Genomic DNA, 23,923 nt, shown 5'->3' with positions numbered 1-23,923 from the left:
AATTCATGCAAGATCGCTTCGGGATCATGATTTCGAGGCGAGCATGCGGCTGCACTCTTCATTCCTGGCCATTGCGACAATGGCAGCAGCCAGTGCGGTCGCAGCGCCGTTCACCTATGTGAACGAGCGCTACGGCACCGTCTGCACCTTTCCCGACGATGTCTTTACCGATCGCCAGCCGGAGCCCGACAATGGCGACGGACAGCAATGGCTGAGTGCCGACGGTGCCAGCCTGATCTGCTCGGGCATCCTCAACATCGACGACGATACGCCGAAAGGCTTTGTCGCGGCGCAGAAGGCGAGCAACGAGCCGGGCTACAAGGTGACCTACAGCAGGGCCGGAAAGGACTGGGCAGTGCTGTCGGGCTTGAAGGAAGGAAAGATCTTTTACGAGCGGCGCCTGTTTGGTGGAGATGGCGTCATCCGCACGGTATGGGTCGATTACCCTCCGGCCCTGAAGTCGAAATACGACCCGCTGGTCGGCGCCATTGCCGGCAGTCTCAAGGGACCATGAACGTTTCGGACCACACCCCAGAAAAAGTCTTGTTCGCGAACCGCAGCCGGATTTACGGCCAGTCTGTTCCAGCCTAGCCTTTCTCTGGAAGCGGCTCTTCGCTCACAGGGGGAATACATCATGCGCAAACTCATTCTTTCTCTCGCCTTGCTCGGTCTCGCGGCCGCGCCCGCCGCGGCGCAGTCGATCGGCGGCACCTATACGGTCGCCGGCACCAACTTCGACGGTTCGGCCTATGGCGGCGAAGCCACCATCACGCTGACCAGCGGGACGACCTGCGCGATCCATTGGGAAACCGGTGGCTCATCTTCCGACGGCATCTGCATGCGCAACGATGACGCCTTCTCCGCCGGCTATGTCATGGGCAAGGATATCGGCCTCGTCGTCTACAAGATGACGGACGACGGCTCGCTGCATGGTCTGTGGACCATCGCCGGCAAGGAAGGCAATGGCACCGAGGTGCTGACGCCGAAGAAGTAAGTTCTGCCGCCATTGCAGGTGATCTTCTGGGCCACAAACAAGGCTGTGGCCCAGCCCTTTGCTATTGCTGTTTCATGCCCGGCTGTTACAGGCTTGCTGCCTAAAGCGCGTCGCGTTTGAACGGATTCAGGTGACGCGCTTTAGGTCTTTGTTTCTTATGCATGCCGTTTCCCAAAAATCGAGGTCACTTTTGGGCGACATGCATTAGCAGAACCGGTAGCCGTCTTGCCCCTGTCACCAAATATTCGCGGCGCGTTGTTCATGATGGTGGCGATGGCCGGCTTCTGCCTCAACGACGCCATCACCAAATACTCGTCACAATCGATGAACATGGCGCAGGTCATGTTGATCCGTGGGGCTTTCGCTTCGCTTTTCGTTGGCTTGCTCGCCTGGCAGCGCGGCGCGCTCGCCCGCCCGGGCTCGATGCTGCAGCCTCTGGTGGCCCTGCGCGTGATCAGCGAGGCCGGTGCCACGGTGAGTTTTCTCGTCGCCCTCGCCCATTTGCCGATCGCCAATGTTTCGGCGGTGCTGCAGGCGCTGCCACTGGCGGTGACGATGGGGGCCGCGCTCGTCTTTGGCGAGGCTGTCGGCTGGCGGCGCTGGCTGGCCATCGCCATCGGATTTGCCGGCGTGCTGATCATCGTGCGGCCTGGCTTCGAAGGGTTCAGCATCTACTCGCTGGCGGCGCTGGCCAGCGTTGCCTGTTGTGCGGTGCGCGATCTCGCCACCAAGCAAATTCCCAAGGCCATTCCGACATTGCTGGTGTCGACGGCAACCGCGCTTGCCATGACCATCGTCGGTGCGGCGCTGTTGCCGGCAATGGGCGGCTGGACGCCGATGACGGGGGACAGCACAGCCCTGCTGGCCCTGGCGGCGGTGCTGGTGCTGATCGGCTACCAGTTCATCATCATGGCGATGCGGGCGGGCGACATCTCCTTCATCGCGCCGTTCCGCTATACGGCCCTGATCTGGTCGATCCTGCTTGGCCTGTTCATCTTCGCCGATATCCCCGATCCGCCGATGATCGTCGGCGCCACCATCATCATCGGCTCGGGCCTCTATGCGCTCTACCGCGAGCGGGTCGCCGGCCGGCGCAAGATCGTCGCCGAAAGCACGGGGCCGAGCATGGTTCCGGACGGAATCTAGCCAGATCATTGAAGGTTCTTGTGATTTCCGACGGCTGGCGTACAGGCTTCGTGGCATGAAGCGAGACATTGCGGGGATCATCCTGGCCGGTGGCCAGTCGAGACGGATGGGCGGCGGCGACAAGAGCCTGTTGCCGCTTGGCGATGGCTGCCTGCTTGACCAGGTCGTGTCGCGCTTCACCCCGCAAATAGAATCGCTGGCGCTCAGCGCCAATGGCGATCCTGCACGATTCCTGCGCTTTGGACTGCCGGTGCTTGCCGACAGCGTGCCCGGCTTTGCCGGGCCGCTCGCCGGAATCCTGACCGGCCTCGAATGGGCCGCGGCCAATACGTCTTGCAAAGCGATCGTCAGTGCTGCCGGCGACACGCCTTTCCTGCCGTTGAACCTTGTCGGGCGTCTGGCAGCGGCCGCCGATCAAAGTCCCGGTTCGATTGCCGTTGCCTGCTCGGCCGGCAAGCGGCACCCGACCTTCGCGCTCTGGCCGCTCGGCTGCCGCGATGCCTTGCGGCACTTTCTGGTCGACGAGGATATCAGGCGGGTTTCGGCTTTCATCGACCGGCACGGTTTTGTCGAGGTGGAATTCCCTGTTCTGCAATCGGCGGGGGTCGACCCTTTCTTCAACATCAACGATCCGGACGATCTTGTGTCTGCCGAGCGTCTGTTGCAGAGCATCAAGCCATGAACAGACGCGTCTTCGGCATCACCGGCTGGAAGAATTCCGGCAAGACGACTTTGACCGAAAGGCTGGTCACCGAACTTGTCCGGCGCGGCTGGAAAGTCTCGACGGTGAAACACGCCCATCATGATTTCGACATCGACAAACCGGGCGCCGACAGTTTTCGCCACCGGCAGGCTGGCGCCACCGAAGTCGCGATCGTCTCCGGCGTTCGCTGGGCACTGATGCACGAGCTGCGCGGCGAGGACGAGCCGACATTGGAGACTGTCCTGTCGCGGCTTGCCCCTTGCGACCTTGTGCTGGTCGAGGGCTACAAGCGCGAAGCCCATGACAAGATCGAAACCCGCCGGCTGGATGCGAAGGACCGTACGCCGCTTTCGGCGGAGGATCCCAACATCGTCGCTGTCGCCGCCGATTTTGCGATTGAAGGCGAGCTGCTGCCGGTATTCGATCTCGACGATGCAAAATCGATAGCCGACTTCATCGAGCGCACCACTGGGCTCGTTGCTTGAGCGCTGACGCAACGGCAGAATAGCCTTGCCCATTTTTGTGGTTTTGCAGTTGCTTTTTTCTTGGAAAGAATGGGAGTATCGCGCCAGCGGGCGGTCAAAAGCACCGCCCCACAGAGCCGTTCGGAACGACGGCCGGGACCATAAAGAGAGGACTATCATGCGTATTGCACTGCGTATCGCGCTCGCCGCTTCGGCCGCGCTGCTGACGCTCGGCGTAGCTCAGGCCCAGGAAAAGACCCTGAAGATCGGCACCGAAGGCGCCTACCCGCCATTCAACAACCTCACCGCCGATGGCCAGCTCGTCGGCTTCGACATCGACATCGCCAAGGCGCTTTGCGATGAGATGAAGGTCAAGTGCACCTTCGTCGCCCAGGATTGGGACGGCATCATTCCAGCCCTCCAGGCCGGCAAGTTTGACGCCATCGTCGCCTCGATGTCGATCACGCCCGAGCGCAAGGAAAAGGTCGACTTCTCGAACAAATACTACAACACGCCGTCGGCGCTCGCCGTGCCGAAAGACTCGACGTTGAAAGGCGTGACCAAGGAAGATCTCGCCGGCAAGACCATCGGCGTCGCCACCACCACCACGCATTTCAACTATGCCTCGAAGACCTACACCGACAGCACCGTCAAGGGTTATCCGAGCAGCCCCGAGGAGCAGGCCGATCTTGCCAATGGTCGTCTCGACGCCATCCAGGACGATATCGTCGTGCTGCAGCAGTTTCTGGATTCGCCTGATGGCGCCTGCTGCAAGATTCTCGGCCAGCCTTCGCCGCAGCCGGTCGAGATCTTCGGGCCGGGCGCCGGCATTGCCGTGCGCAAGGGCGAGACCGACCTGGTCAACAAGCTCAATTCGGCCATCGACGCCATCCGCGCCAATGGAAAATACAAGGAAATCAACGACAAGTACTTCAAGTTCGACGTCTACGGCGCCGAGTCCTGATAAATACGGTCAAGACGGCGGGGAATTTCCCCGCCGTCTTTCTATTCGTCTTGGGAATGCCGTGGAGATAAGACCGGTCGATGCCAGCCCAGAGCATATGGACACTTCTCAGTTGGGGACCCGAAGGCTGGCTTGACGATATTGCCTATGGCGCACTGATCACCATTGCGCTTGCGCTTGCCACGCTGCCCATCGGCCTGGCGATCGGCTTTTTCATTGCACTCGCCAAGCAGTCCGAAGAACCCTCGTTGCGCCTTGCCGCCAACATTTACACCACCGTCTTTCGCGGCCTGCCGGAGCTGGTGACGCTTTTCCTGTTCTTCTTCGGCATGCCGATCCTGCTGCAGCATCTCGTCAGGTATTTCCGGCCGGACACCACCATCGACGTCAACAGCTTCGTCGCCGGCATGATCGTGCTTGCGCTGATCTTCTCGTCCTATGCCAGCGAGGTTTTCCTGTCGGCCTTCCGCGCCATTCCCAAAGGCCAATACGAGGGCGGCTATGCCATCGGTCTTTCGAACTGGCTGACCATGCGCAAGGTGATCGTGCCGCAGCTGCTGCGCATCGCGTTCCCCGGCCTGGAGAATTGCTGGCTCAGCCTGCTCAAGGACACGTCGCTGGTGTCGGTCGTCGGCCTGGCCGAGACGCTGCGCAATGCCAGCATTGCCGCCCGCGTCACCAAGCATGCTTTCCTGTTCTTCGGTGTCGCCTCGCTGGTCTTTCTTGGCCTGGCCGTCCTGTCGTCCTTCGCCACCAGCGCTATTCTGCGCTCGCTTGGTCGGCAGGAGGCGCAGCGATGAGCGCCACGGCCACAATGGTCGAACGGCCGCCGCCACGGGCGCGCGGCTGGCCGCGCAGGCGTATCGCCGGTTACGCGCTGGTCTGCCTATGGATTTTGTTCGGCATTGGCATCGTCAGCTATCTCTTCCTTGCCTGGAATCCCGATTTCTTCGCCAAATATGCGCCGGCTTATTTGAGCGGGCTTGGGGTTACGCTCGCGCTGGTTTCCATATCGATGGTGCTCGGCGCGATCCTGTCGGTGCCCGTCGCTTACGGGCGCATGTCCAAGAACCGGATCCTGTCCGGCCTCGCCTATTGCTACGTCTATTTCTTCCGCGGCACGCCGCTGCTGGTCCAGACTTATCTCGTCTATTACGGATTGGGCTCGTTCCGGCAGGAACTTAGTGCAGTTGGCTTTTACATGCCGGTCATCAGCAACTGGTTCCAACTTCTGCCTCACATAAGCATCCCGGCCGGATTGACGATCGAGCGAGTTACGCTGTGGGACTTTTTCAAGGACGCGTTCAATTGCGGCGTCTTTGCGTTTGCGCTCAACACCGCCGCCTATCAGGCCGAGATTCTGCGCGGCGCCATCGAGAGCGTGCCAAGAGGGCAATGGGAAGGTGCGGCCTCGCTTGGCCTGCACAAACTGCAGACCTTGCGCAAGATCATCCTGCCGCAGGCCCTGATCGTCGCCTTGCGGCCCTATGGCAACGAACTGATCCTGATGGTCAAGGCGTCCGCCATCGTCGCCATCATCACGGTCTATGATCTGATGGGCAATGCCAAGCTCGCCTTCGCCAACTCGTTCGACATCCAGGCCTATATCTGGGTCGCGCTCGTCTATCTGGTGATGGTCGAGATATTGCGCCATGGCGTCGAATGGATCGAGCGCCGGATCACCGTTCACCTGAAACGCTGACTATTTTCAATTCAGCTGCACCAGTCGATCCTGCCCTACGCATCTTGACGAATTGCGCGCAGAGCCTAGACGTCTCGCAGCAAATTCCGTTTCCATTCTGAAGGGCAGGCTCATGGCATCTGTTGCATTTCTCGGTCTTGGCGTGATGGGCTATCCGATGGCCGGGCACTTGAAGAACAAGGGCGGCCATGACGTCACAGTCTACAACCGCACCAAGACCAAGGCTGAGCAATGGGTTGGCCAGCATGGTGGTAGCCTTGCGGCGACGCCAGCACAGGCCGCCGAGGGCAAGGATTTTGTCTTCTCCTGTGTCGGTAATGACGACGATTTGCGTTCGGTGACGACCGGCCCGGAAGGCGCCTTCAAATCGATGAAGAAGGGTTCGGTCTTCATCGACAACACCACAGCCTCGGCCGAGGTCGCTCGCGAGCTGGCGGCGGCGGCGCAAGCCGGCGGGTTTTCGTTTCTCGACGCGCCTGTCTCGGGCGGCCAGGCCGGCGCCGAGAATGGCGTGCTGACCGTCATGGTCGGCGGCGAGCAGGACGCTTTCGACAGAGCGAAGCCCGTCATCGACGCTTTTGCCCGCATGGTCGGCCTGATGGGATCGGCCGGTGCCGGCCAGCTCACCAAGATGATCAACCAGATCACCATAGCCGGCCTCGTCCAAGGCCTGGCCGAAGGCATCCATTTCGGCAAGAAGGCCGGGCTCGATATCGAGAAGGTGATCGAGGTGATCTCCAAGGGCGCCGCCGGTTCCTGGCAGATGGAGAACCGCCACAAGACCATGAATGCCGGCAAATATGATTTCGGCTTCGCGGTCGACTGGATGCGCAAGGATCTTGGCATCTGTCTGGCTGAAGCCGACCGCAATGGCGCCAGACTGCCGGTCACCGCACTTGTCGACCAGTTCTACAAGGATGTGCAGGCGATGGGCGGCAAGCGCTGGGACACGTCCTCCCTTCTGGCGCGTCTCGAAAAATAGGTTTCCGCGGTGGCAGAACTCTCGCCTCAATCCAGTGCCGCGGAAATCGTCGCCCATCTTCGCGCTATCGGATCGGAGGAGAACCGCCTCGGCATGTTGCGCTACGGCATCAAGATCGACCGCGCGCTTGGCATCTCGCACAGTATGCAGCGGCAGATCGCCAGGAAGATCAAACGCAACCACGAGCGCGCCTTCGAACTATGGGACAGCGGCATCATGGAGGCGCAGTTCATTGCCTCCGTCACGGCTGACCCGAAGCGGTTTTCTGCTGAAGATGCAAGACGATGGGCGGCTAGTTTCGACTCCTGGGACATCGTCGACGGCGTCTCCGACCTCTTTGTCGATACGGACGCCTGGAAGGAACTGATCGGCGAGTTCGCGGCGGACGAGCGGGAATTCGTTCGGCGCACGGCCTTCGCCATGATGGCCTGGTCTGTCGTCCACCGGAAGAAGGAGCCAGGGGCGACCTTCCTCTCCTTCCTGCCGATCATCGAAGCGCATGCCACCGACAGCCGCAATTTCGTGAAGAAAGCCGTCAACTGGGCGCTTCGGTCGATCGGCAAAAGATCGATGGACATGCACGGTGCTGCCCTTGCTGCCGCCGAACGGCTGGCGCAGTCGGCTGACAAGACGGCGCGCTGGATCGGCAAGGACGCCGTAAGGGAGCTGACCAATGCCAAGACGCTCGCGCGGATCGTCGCCAGGAAAGGCTGACGGCGCGGAAATCCGCTTTCCGGCATGTCTGGATCTCGCCGACATGTGAAGTGGCTGCCGACATGTGATGCGGCTGCCGACATGTGATGCGGCGGGAGCGTTGACGTCGTTGACAGCGGCGTCTTTACTTGAGCTTCAAAGGGACGCGGCCAATGAGCAATCCTCCCAAATCAATCCTGGCCTTCGCAGCGGCATTGTTTGTGTCCGCGGCCACCGATGCCTCGGCCGAGACCGCGCACATATTCTGGAAGGATCTGCGTCCGGCTACGCAATCCGCCGCCGAAAACGTCGGGCTGCCGATGATCGCGGCAAAATTGCCCGACCATGGCGAGACGCTGTCCCTCAACCTGCAGGACAAAAGCATTCAGCTAGCCGGCTACGCATTGCCGGTCGATCGCGACGGCGATCTTGTCTATCAGTTCCTGCTGGTGCCGTGGACGGGTGCGTGCAGCCACATGCCAACGCCGCCCCCCAACCAGATCGTGCTGGTCACGCCGGCACGTCCCTACAAAATCTCCGAGGCCTATCAGCCGGTCGCGGTCACCGGCGCGCTGAAGCCGGACATGGAGAAGAGCCAGCTGTTCATCCTCGACGGCGTCAGCGTCATCCAGTCTGGCTACAGCGTCCGCAAGGCAGACGTGGTCGCCGTCGGCAGCGTACCGGACACCGTCACCCTGCCGGTCAATTCGCCCTGGAGTTTCCTCAACAAAAAGAAGAACTAAGCAGGACAACCTGCTGCAGCTCAGGCGGCGTTGGCACCCGATTCCTTGTCCAGCACCATGTAGTCGAGCGGGATTTCGGTCGTGTATTTGATCTGCTCCATGGCGAAGGACGACGACACGTCACGGATTTCGATCTTGGCGATCAGCCGCTTGTAGAAGGCGTCATAGGCGGCGATGTCTGGAACCACGACGCGCAGGAGATAGTCGACGTCACCGCTCATGCGGTAGAACTCGACCACCTCGGGAAACTCCTGGATGACTTCCGAGAAACGCCGCAGCCATTCATGGCTGTGCGAATTGGTGCGGATCGACACGAAGACGGTGACGCGCACATTGACCTTTTCATGGTCGAGAATGGCAACGCGCCGCTTGATGACGCCTTCCTCCTCGAGCTTCTGGATGCGCCGCCAGCAAGGTGTTGTCGACAGCCCGACTTTCTTGGCGACGTCGGCGACCGCGAGTGTCGCGTCCTCCTGCAAAAGACGGAGAATTTTTCTATCGAGGCGGTCCATATTTTGCTCCCCAGGGGAATAGATTGGCTATACTCCCCCTTATTCCGACCTTTCACAAGAAAGAAATTCTGCCAATTGACGGAAAAGCGAGTGATTTCTTGCTGTAAGGTCAGCCGAGGCGATATCGGATTTCCGAACGCAGAAAAGGCAGCAAATCCATTTCAAACCATGGATTCTTCTTCAGCCAGCCGGTGTTGCGCCACGAGGGATGCGGCAGCGGCAGCACTTTCGGACCGACGGAATTCTCCCAGATGGAGCGCCAGTCCATGACCGTTTCGGTCAGGGAGGGCCGGCGCGCCGCACCCATGTGCCAGGACTGCGCATAGATGCCGATCGTCAGCACCAGATCGATCTGTGGCATCGAGGCCATCAAAGGCGCGCGCCAGGCCGCCGCGCATTCGCGCCTCGGCGGCAGATCTCCCCCCTTGGCATCCTGGCCGGGAAAGCAGAAGCCCATCGGGACGATGGCGAATTTTTCGATGTCGTAGAATTCGTCGCTCGTCACGCCAAGCCAACTGCGCAGGCGGTCGCCGGAGGCGTCGGTGAACGGCATGCCCGACAGATGCACCTTGGTGCCGGGCGCCTGGCTGGCGATCAGGATACGAGCGCTGGACGAAGGGCGCAGCACTGGTCGTGGCTCATGCGGCAACGGCTTGCCGGCCGGATTTTCCACGCAGATACGGCAGGCGCGGACCCTGGCGACGAGGTTTTCGAGTTCAACAGTCATTCTCAGGCTGATGCGCTCGGCCGGCTGGAGACGGCCTGATGCCAGCGCAACACATTCGCGCAGTCATCCGGCACCTTGATGCGTGCCGGCTTCATGAAGTCGACGGCGATCAGGCCGGTGATGTCGGCGATCGAATAGCTGTCACCGGCGATGAACTCCCGGCTGCCCAGTTCGCCGTCCAGAAGCCTGAGGAACGCCACGGCCTTCGGCTTATTGGCCTCACCCCATTCGGGGAACTGCGGGATTTCCCATTCCTTCATCGCCGGATGGGTGTGCCGGAAAGCCTGCGTGACGCAGCTGAGCAAATTGAATTCCATCCGTCGCTGCCACATCTCGACCTGCGCCTTGCCGAGTGCGCCACGCCCGAACAGGGCCGGTTCGGGATGCAGTTCCTCGAAATAACGGCAGATGGCGACGGATTCCGTGATGATGGTGCCGTCGTCGAGTTCCAGCACCGGCAGGCGCAGCAAGGGATTGCGCGAGCCGACCACCTGTTGCCTGTGTTCCAGCGCCCCCATGTCGATGGGCACCTGTGGAACTTCGATGCCTTTCTCGGCCAGGAAAACGCGGACCCGCCTCGGGTTGGGCGCCCGGCCACCGTCGAAGAGTTTCATTCCATCCTCCTGTTCGTTCTCGGTTCCAGTTCCAGGATGTGCATCACCAGAAGCGAAAAATCTCGCGCACGGCATCGCGGATCGACGCCAGCGTGCCGTGCTTCTTCTCGACGACTTCGCCGTGATGGCTGTCTCGCCAGTCTTGCGGCTGATCGAACGTTCCCGCCCAGATGCCGGCCTTTCCCGCGCGGGCGATGGCTTCCTCGCTCTCGAAGTCACCATAGGCAACCGCCCAGCCCGCCTCGACCTGCGCGCGGTTGAGATTCTTGCCGCCGGCGGTGCAGTCGCCGAGCAGCCGGCCATAACGATCACGCTGCCAGCCGGTACAAGAGACGGGCTTGCCGGCGATCAGGCGAACGAGCGACTGACGCGCAAGCGTGCCGCAGGAATAGTCCGCGCCGTTCTTGCGGCAGGTCTGCGTATATTCCGGAGCATCGATGCCGCGCATGCGGATACGCTCGGTGCCAAGCGTGATCGAATCGCCGTCGTTGATGATTGCCACGCCTTGCGTTTTGCGTGTCTCCACCCGGTCGAGGCGGGCCGCCAGCAGGATCAGCAGTCCGAGGATGATGACGGCAAGCCCGTAATCCACCAGCCGGCGCCACAGGCTTCTGGGGCGCGCAACGTATCGCCGGCGCGGTCTTGGCGACCACGAGCGGCTCATATGGCAAACGGTTGGTTAATCATTCGAACGTAGCTTAACACTTGGAAACCGCTGCTCGCATAAATTGAAGTTTTGATGCCCTTGCAACGCTCGAACACAGCGGACAAGTTCATTGTGGACCGCAGGAAACCTCATCGCAACAGCGATGTGGCGCGCGCGGTGCGCAAGACGCGTGACCGTCTTTCGCAGCAGGCCGGCAATCCCGATTTCGATCGCGAACTGTTGAAGCTGCATGCCCGCGCGATGACCAGCGGCGCCATCGCCATCCCGCTTCTTGTTCTGGCGATCGCGGCGGCCGGCCGGCTGGCCGGAATCGGCAACGAGATCGGGCTCTGGGCGCTGTTCACCCTGACCTGCTACACCATCGTTGCCTTCATGGCGCGGCGCATCGAGCGCACGGAAGCTTCCGAGCTCAACCCTTCGCAAGCACGACGAGAATTCCTGATCGGCCATTTCCTGTGCGGTCTCGGCTGGGCATGGTTTGTGTGGCTTGGCTGCAGCGTCTGCGAGGTCGATCCGTTCCACATCGTCAAGGCCGTGGTGCTGTTGTTCGCCATGGCGGCGACCGCGGTGATGACCTCGTCTCTGCGCGGGGCACTGTTGGCCACCTTTGCCGTTCCCGTGGCGCTCTACGCTTATGCCGGCGCCAAGCTATGGATGCCGGTCGAGGCGATCATGGCCGCGCTGCTGGTCATGTCGCTGCCGTTCTTCGCCTATGTGGCCCGGCATCTCAACCACTCGTCCCTGATGATGTTGTCGTTCCGCTCCGAAAAGGATGCGCTGATCGCCGAACTGGAGACGGCGAAATCGATGTCGGACGAGGCGCGGCGGCGGGCCGAAGACGCCAATCTGGCGAAATCGCGGTTCCTCGCTTCGATGAGCCACGAATTGCGCACGCCGCTCAACGCCATTCTCGGTTTTTCCGAGGTGATGTCGAACGAGGTGCTGGGGCCGATGAGCAATCCCACCTATCGCGACTACGCGCATGACGTGCACGAATCCGGCCAGCATCTGCTCGATCTGATCAACGAGATCCTCGACCTGTCGCGCATCGAGGCCGGCCGCTACCAGCTCAACGAAGAACCGGTGATGCTGCTTGGTATCGTCGAGGACTGCTGTCACATGATGGAGTTGAGGGCGCGCAACAAGGATATCCGGGTCGCCCAGGATTTCGAGCACGAACTGCCGCGCCTTTTCGCTGATGAGCGTGCGGTGCGACAGATCACGCTCAACCTTCTGTCGAATGCCATCAAGTTCACCGCCACCGGCGGTGAAATCCGTGTCCGCGTTGGTTGGACGGCGGGCGGCGGACAATACATTTCGATCAAGGACAACGGTCCGGGCATACCGGAAGACGAGATCCCGATCGTGCTTTCCGCCTTCGGCCAGGGCTCGATCGCGATCAAGAGCGCCGAGCAAGGCACCGGGCTTGGCCTGCCGATCGTGCAAGGGCTGCTCGCCATGCATGGCGGCGAGTTCGAGCTTCATTCCAAGCTGCGCGAAGGCACCGAGGCGATCGCCATCTTCCCACTGAGCCGGGTGATGGAGGAACTGCCAGCACTGCCGACCGCGGCGGTGGCGGCTCGACGACGCTAATCCGGCAAGACTCTAGCCGCGTACCGCAGCTGCCATGCCCGAACTGGTCAGCGCGGCGGCCTTGACCAGACCCGCGGCAAGGGCGGCCCCTGCCCCTTCGCCATGGCTGATGCCCAGATCAAGCAACGGGCGCAGGCCGAGCCTTTGGGCGGCGCGTGCATGCGCGGTCTCTGGCGACAGGCTGGCCAGAAGGCAATGATCGAGCGCGGCGGGATTGACGCCATGCAGTACCGCTGCGGCTGCCGTGGCGGCCAATCCGTCGAGCAGCAGCGGGATCTTCTGCATGCGCGCGGCAAGGATGGCGCCGGCGATCGCCGCGAATTCACGGCCGCCGACCCGGCGCAGCGCCTCGAGCGGGTCGCCGAGATGGCCGCCATGAAAAGCCAGCGTCGCATCGACCACGTCGGCCTTGCGTGCCTGCATCGCCGCATCGGCGCCCGACCCCGCGCCGACCCAGTCGAAGCCCCTGCCCCCGAACAGCGCCGTAAGCAGGGCGGCGGCGACGGTGGAGTTGCCGACTCCGAGATCGCCGAGACACAAAAGGTCGGTGCCGCCGGCGATCGCTTCCATGCCGAAGGCCATGGTGGCGGCACAGCCACGCTCGTCGAGCGCGGCATCCTCGGTAATGTCGGCGGTCGGGATGTGCAGGGCGAGATCGAAGACCTTCAGTCCGAGGTCGTTGGCGATGCAGATCTGGTTGATCGCGGCACCTCCGGCGGCGCAAAGCTCGACCGCATTGGCGGTCGCCGCCACGGGCCGTGGCGAAATGCCGTGGCGCGTGACGCCGTGATTGCCGGCAAAGACCGCCATCAGCGGTCTTGTCACCGCGGGCGGGGCCCGCCCGCTCCAGGCTGCCAGCCAGGCGGCGATGTCCTCGATACGGCCAAGCGAATTGCCTGGTTTGTCGGCCTTGGCAAACAGCATGCGCACGCGGGTCTCGGCTGCCGTGTCGGCCGCCGGCAGATTGGCCAACAGGTTGCGAAAATCGTCGAAGGGCAGTGCGCTGGTCATCTTGTTGTCGATCATTCCCTGGAGTTGGTGAGCGGCATAGCCGCCTTGCGAGGTTGGCACAACCTCTGGGATGATGGGCCTGCATTTGACGCAAAGCCGGCCCCGAAGGGCGCAATCGCGAGGGCTTGCATTGGCTTTGCCGTTGCACCATGTGGAGGTGGAACAAGGGATTCCGGATGGAAGCCCAAGAGAAAGTCATGACGGCCATCGAATCCCCGTGCATCCTGGTCTGTTCGATCGACATGAAAACCGGCTTCTGTTTCGGCTGCGGCCGCACGCGCGAGGAGATCGGCACCTGGATCGGGATGACGACGGAAACGCGCCGCAGCGTCATGGCGCAATTGCCGGCCCGGCTGGAAACGGTCGAGCGCCGGCCGCGCCGGGAAACGCGCCGCACCCGCATGACGCGCGAACGCGACGCGCTATCGTGAGGTGCGGATGAGCCGGTTGTTCTGGATCTTGATGGCCGCGATCGGGGTGGGAGCAGTCCTGCTCATGCTCAACGATTCCGCCGGCAGCACGCTCGGCGTCGAGAACAACGATTTCAGCCGACTGATCTGGCTCGGCGCCTTTGGCGCCCTTGTCGGCGCCGGCCTGCTTCGCTCGGGCCGGCCCCTGGGCGCCATGGCCCGCAACCTCGGCGCCTGGGCGGCGATCGCACTCGCGCTGATCGCTGGCTACCAATATCGCTATGAGTTGCAGGATGTCGCCAGCCGGGTGACCGCGGGCCTTGTTCCCGGCAGCCCGCTTGCGCTCGGCGTCGAAGACGGTCACGCCACGGTGACGCTCGACAAGGCCGACAACGGCCATTTCGAAGCGCGCATCCTGGTCAACGGCAACCCGGTCCGGGCCGTGGTGGATACGGGTGCAACCAGCACCGTGCTGACGTCACAGGATGCGCAGGCCGCCGGATTCAATCCGGCCGCGCTCAACTACACCATACCGGTTTCGACCGCTAACGGCATGGCACGCGCCGCGGCCGTGAAAACCGATCAGATTGCGATCGGCGGCATCATGCGCAGGGATATGTCGGTGATGATCGCCGCACCCGGCATGCTCAGCCAGAGCCTGCTCGGCATGAACTTCATCGGTTCATTGTCGGGTTTTGACGTGCGCGGCGACCGCATGATCCTCAGGGATTGATCCCCAAAACTCAAGCCGCTTCGGCTGCTGCTCCACCGAACTCGACGGCCGCGAAAGCCGTCTTCAGCACGTCCGGGCCGGCGCCGGGTTTTGTCGCGTCGGTGGACAGGATCTGCCGGTAGCGGCGCGCACCGGGCAGGCCATGGAACAGTCCGACCATATGGCGGGTGACATGGCCAAGCCGGCCACCCTGCTCGATATGGCGTGCCGCATAGTCCGCCATGGTATCGATCAGCGCGGCAAAATCGAACGGCTCGGACTGGACGCCGTAGAAAGCGGCATCGACGCCGGCCAGAATGCCGGGCGTGTGGTAGGCGGCGCGGCCAAGCATGGCGCCATCGACATGGTCGAGATGCGCCTGGGCCTCTTCAATCGACTGAATTCCACCATTTATGCCTATGAATTTGTTGTTCTTTTTTGCCTTCAGTCGATAGACTCTGCTGTAATCGAGCGGCGGGATGTCTCGGTTTTCCTTGGGACTCAGCCCTTCCAGCCACGCCTTGCGTGCATGCACCCACAACGCGTCGGCGCCGGCATCGAAAACCCCATCCGCCAGCGCATCGAGGGCTGGTTCCGGGTCCTGCTCGTCGACGCCGATGCGGCATTTGACGGTGACGGGAATTGTCACCGCCGCCTTCATCGCTGCGACGCAGCCGGCGACGAGGTCCGGCACCTTCATCAGGCAGGCGCCGAACGTGCCCGACTGAACGCGGTCCGACGGACAGCCGACATTGAGGTTGATCTCGTCATAGCCAAAAGCCTCGCCGATGCGGGCAGCCTCGGCGAGCTTTTCACGATCAGAGCCGCCGAGCTGCAGCGCGACCGGATGTTCCGTCGCATCGAAGCCGAGCAGCCGCTCGCGCGCGCCGTGAATGACCGCGTCGGCCACCACCATCTCGGTGTAAAGCAGTGCATGGCTCGTCAACTGGCGGTGGAAGAACCGGCAATGCCGGTCCGTCCAGTCCATCATCGGCGCCACGGCCAGTCTATGCTCTTGATTTTTCAGCATTTTTTCTTTAACATCAATTCGTTAGTCGCAAGGGCGGCCACGCCACATTACGCCAGGATACGACCCTTTTCGCCACGTTTCGATCTCTCAGTGCACACGGAGCGCACACGAAAAAATGGCCACCTACACAAAACTCTCGTCCGGCTCCTGGCGTGTCCAAGTCCGTCGCAAAGGTCGCTACGTCAGCGAGACCTTCCTGCGCCGAGACGACGCACGACGCTGGGCAACCGACGCCGAGCGCCAGGTCGATCGCGGTGAGACGCCGACCAAGTCACGTACAGCGCGCCTGAAGACCTTCGGCGAACTCATCGACCTTCATATCGACGACATGTGCGATGTAGGCAAGTCCCCTCTCCGCTCCAAGGCTGCGACACTCGACATGCTGCAAAGACACTTAGGGAAGTGCAACATCGCCGCCCTCGATCGCGAACGCCTCATTCGCTTTGGTCGTGATCGAGCTGCCCAAGGCGCCGGACCGATGACGGTCGGCATTGACATCGGCTTTGTAAAACTCATTCTGGCTCACGCCGCTGCGGTGCACGGCCTACCCGTCAAGGTCGAACCTGTTGATCTCGCCCGTATCGCCCTAAAGAGGCTGGGTCTCGTTGGGAAAGGCCATCAGCGCGACAGGCGGCCGACCCAGGATGAGCTCGACAGACTGATCGCTCACTTCGATGCAAACCCTCGCCAGATGGCACCAGTCAGCCAGATCATACGTTTCGCCGTCGCAACCGCGATGCGCCAGGAGGAAATCTGCAAGGCGCGGTGGTCCGACATGGACGTCCGCACGCGGATGCTTCTAATCCGTGACCGGAAAGACCCGCGGAACAAAAGCGGGAACAATCAGCGCATACCGCTATTTGCGGCAACCGGATACGATGCGTGGGCCATTGTTGAGGAGCAGCAGGCTAAGCGGTGTAATGACGATGATCGAATTTTCCCATTCAATCATAGGTCAGTCGGCACCGCGTTTCGTCGAGGATGCGCTGACCTAAATATCCCCGACCTTCATTTTCATGACTTGCGGCACGAAGGGACAAGCCGCCTTTTCGAGGCCGGATTCACGATCGAACAAGTTGCGCTGGTAACTGGGCACAAGGACTGGAAGATGTTGAGGCGCTACACCCATCTGAAGCCGGAGGCTCTCCACTCGCTGTTGGCAGCGCGCGCAGCATAGATATGAGTGTCATAAGGTTTCCCTATAGAACAAACCCACTTGATTGTTTCTAACCCAGCTAGGCCATTGATCTAGATGGGTTTTTTCTTGCTTGCGGCACCGAAAGCCGACGCATGGTCCGTCAAAAAGTTACGCTTTTAATTTTACAGGGAAAATCGCCGCAAAAAATATTTTGAGGTTTCACCAACTATCGGGACCAATCGGGCGATTTTTGCACTTTTCGGCGTTCGAGGCGTCCCAGCCGCCTCGAAAAAGTACCGTCGCCGCTCCAGCTAGTGCATTTTTCGTTGCAAAATCAATGGTCATGGTGGACCAGCCGCGTGAGAGGCAAGATAGGTCATGGCCCCAAAATCGAAACCCGCCCGTGCTGCTGCTCGACGGCGGCGGCGAACTCGCCGGCCGCATCGACATCGAGCAAAGGCGTCAAGCGGTCTCAATTCGCCGGCGGCGGCCTCGAGCTTGGCCGCCAGGTGCCGATGACGGTGACGCGGGCAGGCCCATCAATTTTTCTTCGACGGCTGTCCCAAGGTCGCTTCGTTCCGTCGGAAAACTACTGTCAGAGCAGGTACCGAGAGTTTCGTTGTCGCGCGCGATAGCAGAAGCGTTATCGAGCTAGGTTACGCCCACCAAGTGCCTCGATTAGCACCGGTTCAGCGTATTCAACCTTCTGGGATGTCGTCAGCAACTTGGCGGTCTCGACCGAATCCGTGACGGCATTGGCCTGACTTGGACCGACAGTGTAGAGATTTGGTGCAAAGCCCAGTTGCCGCCTGATCAAGAGACCGTGCTCTTTCAGAAGACTCTCAATTTCGGGAACTGACGCCTCTCCGGCGAACCGCACATTTAAATTGCCGCTATCGATCTTGAGGTGACCGTCGCTGTCCTTGAAAACCGCCCTTGCGCCGGTTTGGTTCACCCGCGATGTGGACTCGACAAATGCCCAACCTGCTCTGGTGAAGTTGTCGACATCGTCACGTGGCAGCATCGACACCGCCTGCGGCGCTCGGCCAGGATCGCTTCCAACTGTTCCCGGCGGCCCAGGCGGGACGGCAGACACGCCTTCGACCCGTTTAAGATCGTCAAGCTTTTCAGCCGAAGTCTCTTTGTCTGACATCACCATCCTGTACGGGGGCCGGAATGATGCTAGACGATTGCCGGCGCGGCTGCGACAGCTTTCTCAGCGTTCACTCTCCCATATCCAAACCTTGGATTTCTACCATTAACATAGTTTAGTGGCCCAATTTTGTCACATGTCGATCGGATTAGATCTCGAAGCTGGGTGCTTGTGAGCGCAAGATTTTGCGACAGGGCGAGCGCTGCGACGCCTGTTGCGCAAGGTGCAGCGAAACTCGTCCCGGTCGTTGCAGCGTAGCCGCCCCCGCTGGCCGGAATAAAGACCTGGACTCCCGGCGCCAAGAACTCCAACTCCGGGCCGAAGCCCGAGCCATTGTCGGTATCCGCCGATGTCGAGCGTCCAACCGCACAGACCCTCGGATGCGAACAGACCTGATCCGAGCTGACGGGGAAATTGCCGTTGGTGCATGCCCAGAAAATCGCGACCCCTTTGCCCTGGCGGCCCTGCGTTGCGGCGAAGTCGATGGCGTCCGATAAAACTTGTCGAAGCGTCCAAAGTGCCGTGTTGGGTCCGAGCGAGCACGAGATAACGTCAGCACCAACCTGGCGAGCCACGCCTCCCGGTTCCAGCGAAGGCTGGGCAGCGTAAGCAATTGCGCGTGCGAGCGTACTTTGCGTTCCGACCTGATCCCCCATACATGCGATCATGTTAAGTTCGCTGCCGAACGCGACGCCACAGCCTCCAATGCCGTTGCCTTCTTTTGCCGCTATCATACCCGCGCAGGCGGTGCCGTGATTTTGGTCTGGCATGCTGGCCGTACCACGTATGAAGTCCGCATCGGAGAAATCCGCGGTTTGGCGGTACCAGCCGGATAAACTGCCGAAAGCCAGATCTGGATGACCTTTGTCAAAACCGTTGTCGATTATGGCGATGCGTACGCCTTCTCCTTTTGTTACGTCCCACGCGTTCTGGCAACCGATGCGGGGATGATGCCATTGCTGGGGATAGCTGGGATCCCCGGGCACATAGCGTGTACCGATGTGCTCGATGAAATCAGGCTCGGCGAAAACGACGACGCCTTCCTGCATCAGTTCTGCGGCTACCGCGGTGGCAAAGCCCCTGGTGTTGCCCAAGCGATAGGTGTCGGGCGGCAATCCATCCGAACCGACGAGTACCAATCCGTGTCTTTTGAAGACTCGCTTTCGCTCAGCGGCCTTAACACCTGCTTCAAAGCGCAGAATTAGCCGCTCCGGCTCAAGCAGAATTCTGGATCCTTCCAGCATCACTCGGGATACCGACCCATTGCCTCCAACGTCCCGACGCTGGGCCAGCGGCATTTGCGAGTAGCTGTCGGACCCGTGGAAGAAACCGATGCCGGCCTCAGCGAAGCCTGCCAGCTGTTCATCCGTTTCGATCGATCCGGAAAGCGTTGGCACGGCGGATTCGACCACATCGCCTGCAGACAGTTCGGAATCCAGCGCGGCGCGAGAGTCGACTTCGGCTACCGTCATGTCGCGTGCCCGCATGCTTCTGGCCACACCACGCCACTGTTCTCGTACCCCAACAGTCTGTCCGCTCGCCGTTGGGAAGACCCCCTCCAAAGGCTTGATCGCTGAGAGCTTTGCAAAAGCCAGATCTTTCACGCTCATGGGAATCTCCATTCTAATTGTCAGATTGCTTCGAAAGCACGGCCGCTTCAGTTATAGGTTTCATCACCCTGGGGCGGCGACAGTCTTCGCTTCCGGTCACGTGTCGCGGTAGTCACCGGTTGAAGACACCACGACACCTCCGGCTGCGAAATCGCCGGCGTTCCGCAAACCCTCCAGTGATCGCGCGATGATTTCGTCGGGCGTTTCAGCGGGCTCGCTCGACTGCCAGTCCGAGTCGAAGATTTCGGCGAAGTAGGCGGCAAGTCCGGCATGTTCGATCAGCAGGCTCGTCTCGCGGTTGGACATCAGACCCGTCGTCGACCAGTTCTGCGATCCGACCAGCACCTTCTCGTCGTCGACGACGACCAGCTTGTTGTGACAATGCACGAAGTGCCGCAGCGACAGATACCGGTAGTTTTCATCGAACTCGAAGCCGAAGTCCCGCATGGCCTTTTCGAACTTCTGTTTCTTGTCGCCAAACAGGTACTTTGGCGAGACGATGATCTTCACAACCAGGCCCGGATTTTCCGCACGAGCCTCCCCGATCGCGCTGAGCAATTCCTCGACGGCCGGTTGGCCGCCGCGGATATATTGCTGCTCGATGCGGATACTGCGGAGTGCCGAGCGCAGGAGTTCGCGGATGGCGCCGTGGAAATTTTCAGGCGTCACCAGCGGCGTGATCGCGATCGGTGCGGAGGGCGTGATCGTCAGGCTGGAAAACAGCCGTTCCGGCATCTCGCTCGGGGCGACTTCGAAGAACATCTCGCTCGCCGCGGCGCCGTCGGCCTCCGCCACGACCGCGGGCGGCAGGTCCGGCGGCTCACCTAGCGCTAGGCGCATGTCGCGCGCAACGAGGTCCGAGAACAGCCTGGCGAGTTCGGTCGACTGCACCGCAACGCCCATGTCGCGGTTGCCCGGCTCGAAGCTGCCGACGACGACGCCGTCGCCCTCGTTAAACGGGATGCTGTTTTCCGACCAGTTGCCACTCTGGATCATGGCGATCTCGCCGTCGACGACGATGATCTTTTCGTGGGCGTTGCCGAAGTAACGGTTCGGATTGCCGGCGCTTTGCGATGGCGCCTTCACGCAATTGGCGCCGAGCATGCTGAGCTCCGCGAACAGGTTGGGATCGTCGTCCGCGTTGGTATCCAGCATCAAGGAGACCGACGCGCCTCGCCGCATCGCCTTCTTGAGATGCTCCTTCATGTAGGAGGCGCTGAAGTCGTATATGCCAATGACGATGGAGTGCCGGGCGCTTTCGATCAGCTTCCTGGTGACCGCGTAGGTCGAATCGGGAGAGGCGAACGCCATGATGCGGCCGGAGACCGACCGGGTGGCGAAATGCTCCGGCGGTAGCTTCGGGTAAGGGATCAGGGCAGCCGGTGCGGCTTCGCTGTCGTCTTCCTCCCGTTCGCCGCGAAGCACCGCCGGCAGCCTCCGGAGCAAGGTCTCCATCCGCGCATTGGCGGCCAGCGCGAGATTGGGTGAGCGCGCGGCGCCCGGATCCGACAGCGCCGCCAGCGTGCGGGTGCCGAGAGCAGAGGCGGGAATCGCTTCCGGCGCCAAGGGTACGGCCGAAGCGACAGCACCGGGCAGCACGATGCGGCATCCGGCGAAAGGGGCGACCGTGCTCTGGCCGAGACGAGTTGCCAGGCCCTCCAGCTTCATCGTCACGAAGTCCGCGACCTGCCCGCCGAAGTCGATGCGCCGGCTCGCTATCATGATGTCGCCGACGGTGTAGCCGCGTCCGGCCGGCACCTCGAAGTGGGCGCGGACGAAGTGTCCGTCACTGCCGCGGACGTAGCTCCAGAAGGTGCGCGGGTCCTCATTGTCCGGCGTCGTCCACCCCACCGGATTGAATTCGTGGAAGTATAGGCCGACCGGGTTGTTGAGGGTGATGTCGGCACGTTGCCTTGCCAGCGCATTGACCTGCTCGCCTATGAAGGGATCGCTGTTGCGCCCCTCGGAGCCGTAGAGCGAACAGCGGATCAATGCCTGCGCGTCGGTGATTTCCTGCGCGTCCCTCAGCCGCCGGATGGTCGCCGCGGCAGCGAGCCAGATCTCGGCGGTGAGCGTGTTTGCCTGCTGGATCAGGTGCATCGCACCGTTCGTGGTGGTGCTGTTGTAGCGGTTCTTCGGGGTATATTGGCCGGCAACGAACAGGTCCTCATGCTGGACCTGTGGCGAGACGAATTGGCGGTAGAGAGCCAGCACCTTTTCGGGATTCACCAACGCCAACTCACTCCAGTATTCGGGCGGCTCGCAGGTGAAGGTGACGCGGACGATCTTGCCCGTTGCCGGATCACGGCTGACGCTCCATTCGCAATATTCGTCCTGAACGTCACGGCTGGCGTCGGCCCGCCGCCAGCGCTGGACCTCGCTCAACGAGGAACTGCGCACTTGGCGCGGAAAGGCGTTCCAGGCGATGGTCGCCACCTTCGCATCTTCCGCCGGCGGATTCACGAGTGGATTGAAGAACTGTGCGCGCGGCCCGTCATTCTCACCGGGATCTCCGGCGCGAGCCGAATCGAACCAAGCGGAGACTTTGGCGCTCCAGTTCTCTTTCTGTGCGTCGTCGAGGTCGTCGAGGTGTCCGGGCGGATCGAATCGAGGCATGGCGTTTTTGTCTCCCAGCAAAGTTGCGATGTTCAGACGTAAGGTGGTGGTGCTTGGAGGGATGGAATAGCCTCGGCTCGACCGGCGACGGTCATGCGCATGGCGGGTGCATCTTCCGGTATGTTCGTGCGCGGCGTGGTCAAGCGGAACTCCGCGAGGGGACGGTCGCGAAAGCGTCGCCGCCGGTATTCGGCAAGGCGGAACCAGCCGTCCACGACCTGAGGATCATCCACACCCGACTGCAGTGCGGCAAGATAATCGCCGATCCTCGCCGCAAAGGCGTTTGTGAAGCCGGCTGACTCCCAGTTTGACAGGAATTCGCGCTCCGGGCTGTCGGCCGACGCCGCCTCTCCGCCTGCCGCCACGGCGCCCTCGACCGCCGCGACGAATCGCGTCTCCAGTTCCACCGCGGGGTCGGGGCCATGCACGCTGGCCGGTGTATGCTTCAGTAGCGCGGCGCGGCGGCCGGAAAATACCGGATTGGAGAAGTCCGTCATCGAGATGGCGGCGATCAGGCGTGCACTAGCGAGGCCTTTCAGCACCATCTGGTCGATCAGGTTGGTGTCTTCGAAGGCGGCCTCGGGGACGAGGAAGGCGAAATGCGTGTCACCTTCGACACGCATTTCGCCGTCGAAGCGATGGACATCGTAGCGCCGCAGGCAGTCGCGGTAGAGTTTTCCGGAGATGACGATCCTGGCGATGTCCGGGTTCGCGGGGATAAGAGACAGCGTATCGAACAGCACGTCGCGGTTGAGGAAGAATGACAGCGGCAATTCGAGCGGCGTTTCGTCAGTGAGAATATGGCTGGCAAGATCAGCCGTGACCAGATTGACCGTCGTCTCGGTCACCACCTGCCGCATGAACCAGTCGATATGTTGCCAGGCGCCGTCGGGCGCCACCGCCCTGGTTACACGCCTCTGGTTCCAGCGCGCTATTCCGGGGCGCACGACCTCGCGTTCCAAGCGCTCGGCCGACACGCGTGCTTGAAACAGCGGCTCGGCGCGCAAGCTGTCGTTCGGCGCCAACGCGTCTGCGTTGATGCCGGCCTGGGTCGAATGCCAATGCACCCAGGGCGGGCGCAGTTCCTTCATCACAGGGGCGCCGTTGACATGGCTGTCGAATGGACCCTGCTGTCCGCGTGTTTCGTCCCGCAAGGCGTGTTCCGACATGCCGGCCCAGAAGAAAGTTCCCTCTCGCCTCTCGTAGAAATTGAACACGCTGTGGGTCGTGTCCCAGCCGATGATCTGCAGAAAGGCTTGGTTGACGTCGGACTCGATCAATGTGCTGGCCGAAATCAGGAGCGGAAAATCATTCGCTCCGCGGGCGATCGCGAAGCGGAAGCCGCGTCTTAGCCGGTCGGTCTCAGGTGTCCACGGAATGTGCCCGCCGTCGGCGACCAGGAAGACGAGTTGCTGCGGCAAGGCGTCCGAGGTACCGGCCAGCGCGTCGATCGCCGCAAGAAGCGCACGCAGCGTGAGGGGAAAAGGCTTGCCCGAGCGCAGCAGGCGGCCGAGCGGGTCGTCAAGCCCCAGCAATTCCTCGGCGGTCATCGGGCGCGGAATGACGTCCAGCCCAGCGATCCGCCGATAGAGGACATTTTTGTCGACGGCCTGTTGCAAAGCCGCGTCGGCTGGCGCCGCGCCGAGCGTCGTTGCCCGATAGGGATAGTTGCGGGTCGGAAAGCGCTGCTGCTCGCGGGTGATGCTCACTGTAGCCCCCGTCGCAAGACAGATGTGCGC

At 61.7% G+C, this 23,923-nt stretch carries 25 protein-coding genes; 15 read left to right on the top strand and 10 right to left on the bottom strand.

The window, feature by feature from the left end:
* The first annotated feature begins 79 nt into the window (after positions 1-79).
* The 11 genes from NKH95_RS26975 (at position 80) to NKH95_RS26925 (ending at position 8,391) form a co-directional block, all read left to right on the top strand.
* Positions 80-514 carry a hypothetical protein gene (locus tag NKH95_RS26975; protein WP_352893785.1) on the top strand — a complete coding sequence of 145 codons (435 nt, stop codon included), beginning with the start codon at positions 80-82 and terminating at the stop codon, positions 512-514.
* A gap of 120 nt (positions 515-634) precedes the next feature.
* Entirely contained in the window at positions 635-994 is a 360-nt protein-coding gene (locus tag NKH95_RS26970; RefSeq protein ID WP_023813955.1) for a hypothetical protein, read from the top strand.
* A gap of 225 nt (positions 995-1,219) precedes the next feature.
* On the top strand, positions 1,220-2,140 hold the full coding sequence (locus tag NKH95_RS26965) for a DMT family transporter (protein WP_023813954.1): 921 nt from the start codon (positions 1,220-1,222) through the stop codon (positions 2,138-2,140).
* Between the two features lie 55 nt (positions 2,141-2,195).
* The gene (mobA, locus tag NKH95_RS26960) at positions 2,196-2,822 is read left to right on the top strand and encodes a molybdenum cofactor guanylyltransferase MobA (RefSeq protein WP_352893786.1); all 627 of its coding nucleotides are present in this window, start codon (positions 2,196-2,198) and stop codon (positions 2,820-2,822) included.
* The gene (mobB, locus tag NKH95_RS26955; RefSeq protein WP_023813952.1) at positions 2,819-3,328 is read left to right on the top strand and encodes a molybdopterin-guanine dinucleotide biosynthesis protein B; all 510 of its coding nucleotides are present in this window, start codon (positions 2,819-2,821) and stop codon (positions 3,326-3,328) included. The genes mobA and mobB overlap by 4 nt, the downstream gene beginning before the upstream one ends.
* 157 nt (positions 3,329-3,485) lie before the next feature.
* Positions 3,486-4,271 (top strand): ABC transporter substrate-binding protein, encoded by a 786-nt coding sequence (locus tag NKH95_RS26950; RefSeq protein ID WP_023813951.1) that lies wholly within the window; start codon positions 3,486-3,488, stop codon positions 4,269-4,271.
* Between the two features lie 80 nt (positions 4,272-4,351).
* Entirely contained in the window at positions 4,352-5,071 is a 720-nt protein-coding gene (locus NKH95_RS26945) for an ABC transporter permease (RefSeq protein WP_023813950.1), read from the top strand.
* The gene (locus NKH95_RS26940) at positions 5,068-5,973 is read left to right on the top strand and encodes an ABC transporter permease (protein WP_023813949.1); all 906 of its coding nucleotides are present in this window, start codon (positions 5,068-5,070) and stop codon (positions 5,971-5,973) included. Before NKH95_RS26945 ends, NKH95_RS26940 begins: the two co-directional genes overlap by 4 nt.
* A 112-nt stretch (positions 5,974-6,085) precedes the next feature.
* On the top strand, positions 6,086-6,955 hold the full coding sequence (locus NKH95_RS26935; protein ID WP_023813948.1) for an NAD(P)-dependent oxidoreductase: 870 nt from the start codon (positions 6,086-6,088) through the stop codon (positions 6,953-6,955).
* Positions 6,956-6,964: 9 nt separating this feature from the next.
* Complete coding sequence (locus NKH95_RS26930) at positions 6,965-7,669, top strand: DNA alkylation repair protein (protein WP_023813947.1); 705 nt, start codon at positions 6,965-6,967, stop codon at positions 7,667-7,669.
* Between the two features lie 152 nt (positions 7,670-7,821).
* A complete protein-coding gene (locus NKH95_RS26925) occupies positions 7,822-8,391 on the top strand; it encodes a DUF3299 domain-containing protein (RefSeq protein ID WP_023813946.1) in 570 nt (189 codons plus the stop codon).
* 20 nt (positions 8,392-8,411) lie between these two features.
* Here the strand turns inward: NKH95_RS26925 and NKH95_RS26920 are convergent, their stop codons facing one another.
* The 4 genes from NKH95_RS26920 to NKH95_RS26905 all read right to left on the bottom strand — a co-directional run bounded on the left by NKH95_RS26920 (position 8,412) and on the right by NKH95_RS26905 (position 10,908).
* Positions 8,412-8,903, bottom strand: coding sequence for an Lrp/AsnC family transcriptional regulator (locus NKH95_RS26920; RefSeq protein WP_006205209.1), 492 nt, complete (start codon positions 8,901-8,903; stop codon positions 8,412-8,414).
* A gap of 109 nt (positions 8,904-9,012) precedes the next feature.
* Positions 9,013-9,693: a uracil-DNA glycosylase family protein gene (locus tag NKH95_RS26915; protein WP_032909543.1), complete on the bottom strand. Its 681-nt coding sequence runs from the start codon at positions 9,691-9,693 to the stop codon at positions 9,013-9,015.
* Complete coding sequence (locus NKH95_RS26910) at positions 9,633-10,244, bottom strand: glutathione S-transferase (protein ID WP_023813944.1); 612 nt, start codon at positions 10,242-10,244, stop codon at positions 9,633-9,635. The genes NKH95_RS26915 and NKH95_RS26910 overlap by 61 nt, the downstream gene beginning before the upstream one ends.
* Before the next feature lie 43 nt (positions 10,245-10,287).
* Positions 10,288-10,908: a thermonuclease family protein gene (locus NKH95_RS26905; RefSeq protein ID WP_352893783.1), complete on the bottom strand. Its 621-nt coding sequence runs from the start codon at positions 10,906-10,908 to the stop codon at positions 10,288-10,290.
* A 75-nt stretch (positions 10,909-10,983) separates the two neighbouring features.
* Between NKH95_RS26905 and NKH95_RS26900 the strand changes: the two genes are divergently transcribed.
* Positions 10,984-12,504, top strand: coding sequence for a sensor histidine kinase (locus NKH95_RS26900; RefSeq protein ID WP_352893782.1), 1,521 nt, complete (start codon positions 10,984-10,986; stop codon positions 12,502-12,504).
* Between the two features lie 12 nt (positions 12,505-12,516).
* Here NKH95_RS26900 and NKH95_RS26895 read toward each other — a convergent pair whose 3' ends face one another.
* A complete protein-coding gene (locus NKH95_RS26895) occupies positions 12,517-13,515 on the bottom strand; it encodes a nicotinate-nucleotide--dimethylbenzimidazole phosphoribosyltransferase (RefSeq protein ID WP_352893812.1) in 999 nt (332 codons plus the stop codon).
* 197 nt (positions 13,516-13,712) lie between these two features.
* On the opposite strand from NKH95_RS26895, the gene NKH95_RS26890 reads away from it, so the two are divergent.
* Positions 13,713-13,946 (top strand): DUF1289 domain-containing protein, encoded by a 234-nt coding sequence (locus tag NKH95_RS26890; protein ID WP_352893780.1) that lies wholly within the window; start codon positions 13,713-13,715, stop codon positions 13,944-13,946.
* A 7-nt stretch (positions 13,947-13,953) separates the two neighbouring features.
* A complete protein-coding gene (locus NKH95_RS26885) occupies positions 13,954-14,658 on the top strand; it encodes a TIGR02281 family clan AA aspartic protease (RefSeq protein ID WP_023813938.1) in 705 nt (234 codons plus the stop codon).
* Positions 14,659-14,668: 10 nt separating this feature from the next.
* Here the strand turns inward: NKH95_RS26885 and dusA are convergent, their stop codons facing one another.
* The gene (gene dusA, locus NKH95_RS26880; protein WP_352893779.1) at positions 14,669-15,667 is read right to left on the bottom strand and encodes a tRNA dihydrouridine(20/20a) synthase DusA; all 999 of its coding nucleotides are present in this window, start codon (positions 15,665-15,667) and stop codon (positions 14,669-14,671) included.
* A 115-nt stretch (positions 15,668-15,782) separates the two neighbouring features.
* On the opposite strand from dusA, the gene NKH95_RS26875 reads away from it, so the two are divergent.
* Complete coding sequence (locus NKH95_RS26875; protein WP_352893777.1) at positions 15,783-16,844, top strand: site-specific integrase; 1,062 nt, start codon at positions 15,783-15,785, stop codon at positions 16,842-16,844.
* A gap of 604 nt (positions 16,845-17,448) precedes the next feature.
* Here the strand turns inward: NKH95_RS26875 and NKH95_RS26870 are convergent.
* From NKH95_RS26870 to NKH95_RS26855, 4 genes are all read right to left on the bottom strand, one after another.
* Positions 17,449-17,958 carry a hypothetical protein gene (locus NKH95_RS26870; RefSeq protein ID WP_352893774.1) on the bottom strand — a complete coding sequence of 170 codons (510 nt, stop codon included), beginning with the start codon at positions 17,956-17,958 and terminating at the stop codon, positions 17,449-17,451.
* 29 nt (positions 17,959-17,987) lie between these two features.
* A complete protein-coding gene (locus NKH95_RS26865) occupies positions 17,988-19,568 on the bottom strand; it encodes a S8 family serine peptidase (RefSeq protein WP_352893772.1) in 1,581 nt (526 codons plus the stop codon).
* A gap of 96 nt (positions 19,569-19,664) precedes the next feature.
* Complete coding sequence (locus NKH95_RS26860; RefSeq protein ID WP_352893771.1) at positions 19,665-22,184, bottom strand: phospholipase D-like domain-containing protein; 2,520 nt, start codon at positions 22,182-22,184, stop codon at positions 19,665-19,667.
* Between the two features lie 32 nt (positions 22,185-22,216).
* Positions 22,217-23,893 (bottom strand): hypothetical protein, encoded by a 1,677-nt coding sequence (locus NKH95_RS26855; protein WP_352893770.1) that lies wholly within the window; start codon positions 23,891-23,893, stop codon positions 22,217-22,219.
* Positions 23,894-23,923: the final 30 nt, after the last annotated feature.

The sequence above is a fragment of the Mesorhizobium sp. M0848 genome, assembly GCF_040319805.1.
In the GTDB taxonomy this organism is placed as follows: domain Bacteria; phylum Pseudomonadota; class Alphaproteobacteria; order Rhizobiales; family Rhizobiaceae; genus Mesorhizobium.
This window is presented reverse-complemented; position numbering and strand designations above follow the sequence as displayed.

Bases quoted from the DNA above. Each gene is read 5' to 3' on its own strand.
- NKH95_RS26865 (WP_352893772.1), bottom strand. From the start codon at position 19,568: ATGAGCGTGAAAGATCTGGCTTTTGCAAAGCTCTCAGCGATCAAGCCT.
- NKH95_RS26875 (WP_352893777.1), top strand. From the start codon at position 15,783: ATGGCCACCTACACAAAACTCTCGTCCGGCTCCTGGCGTGTCCAAGTC.
- NKH95_RS26935 (WP_023813948.1), top strand. From the start codon at position 6,086: ATGGCATCTGTTGCATTTCTCGGTCTTGGCGTGATGGGCTATCCGATG.
- NKH95_RS26925 (WP_023813946.1), top strand. From the start codon at position 7,822: ATGAGCAATCCTCCCAAATCAATCCTGGCCTTCGCAGCGGCATTGTTT.
- NKH95_RS26975 (WP_352893785.1), top strand. From the start codon at position 80: ATGGCAGCAGCCAGTGCGGTCGCAGCGCCGTTCACCTATGTGAACGAG.
- NKH95_RS26950 (WP_023813951.1), top strand. From the start codon at position 3,486: ATGCGTATTGCACTGCGTATCGCGCTCGCCGCTTCGGCCGCGCTGCTG.
- NKH95_RS26910 (WP_023813944.1), bottom strand. From the start codon at position 10,244: ATGAAACTCTTCGACGGTGGCCGGGCGCCCAACCCGAGGCGGGTCCGC.
- NKH95_RS26945 (WP_023813950.1), top strand. From the start codon at position 4,352: ATGCCAGCCCAGAGCATATGGACACTTCTCAGTTGGGGACCCGAAGGC.
- NKH95_RS26920 (WP_006205209.1), bottom strand. From the start codon at position 8,903: ATGGACCGCCTCGATAGAAAAATTCTCCGTCTTTTGCAGGAGGACGCG.
- dusA (WP_352893779.1), bottom strand. From the start codon at position 15,667: ATGCTGAAAAATCAAGAGCATAGACTGGCCGTGGCGCCGATGATGGAC.
- mobB (WP_023813952.1), top strand. From the start codon at position 2,819: ATGAACAGACGCGTCTTCGGCATCACCGGCTGGAAGAATTCCGGCAAG.
- NKH95_RS26860 (WP_352893771.1), bottom strand. From the start codon at position 22,184: ATGCCTCGATTCGATCCGCCCGGACACCTCGACGACCTCGACGACGCA.
- NKH95_RS26890 (WP_352893780.1), top strand. From the start codon at position 13,713: ATGACGGCCATCGAATCCCCGTGCATCCTGGTCTGTTCGATCGACATG.
- NKH95_RS26870 (WP_352893774.1), bottom strand. From the start codon at position 17,958: ATGTCAGACAAAGAGACTTCGGCTGAAAAGCTTGACGATCTTAAACGG.
- NKH95_RS26970 (WP_023813955.1), top strand. From the start codon at position 635: ATGCGCAAACTCATTCTTTCTCTCGCCTTGCTCGGTCTCGCGGCCGCG.
- NKH95_RS26885 (WP_023813938.1), top strand. From the start codon at position 13,954: ATGAGCCGGTTGTTCTGGATCTTGATGGCCGCGATCGGGGTGGGAGCA.
- NKH95_RS26895 (WP_352893812.1), bottom strand. From the start codon at position 13,515: ATGACCAGCGCACTGCCCTTCGACGATTTTCGCAACCTGTTGGCCAAT.
- NKH95_RS26940 (WP_023813949.1), top strand. From the start codon at position 5,068: ATGAGCGCCACGGCCACAATGGTCGAACGGCCGCCGCCACGGGCGCGC.
- mobA (WP_352893786.1), top strand. From the start codon at position 2,196: ATGAAGCGAGACATTGCGGGGATCATCCTGGCCGGTGGCCAGTCGAGA.
- NKH95_RS26905 (WP_352893783.1), bottom strand. From the start codon at position 10,908: ATGAGCCGCTCGTGGTCGCCAAGACCGCGCCGGCGATACGTTGCGCGC.
- NKH95_RS26900 (WP_352893782.1), top strand. From the start codon at position 10,984: ATGCCCTTGCAACGCTCGAACACAGCGGACAAGTTCATTGTGGACCGC.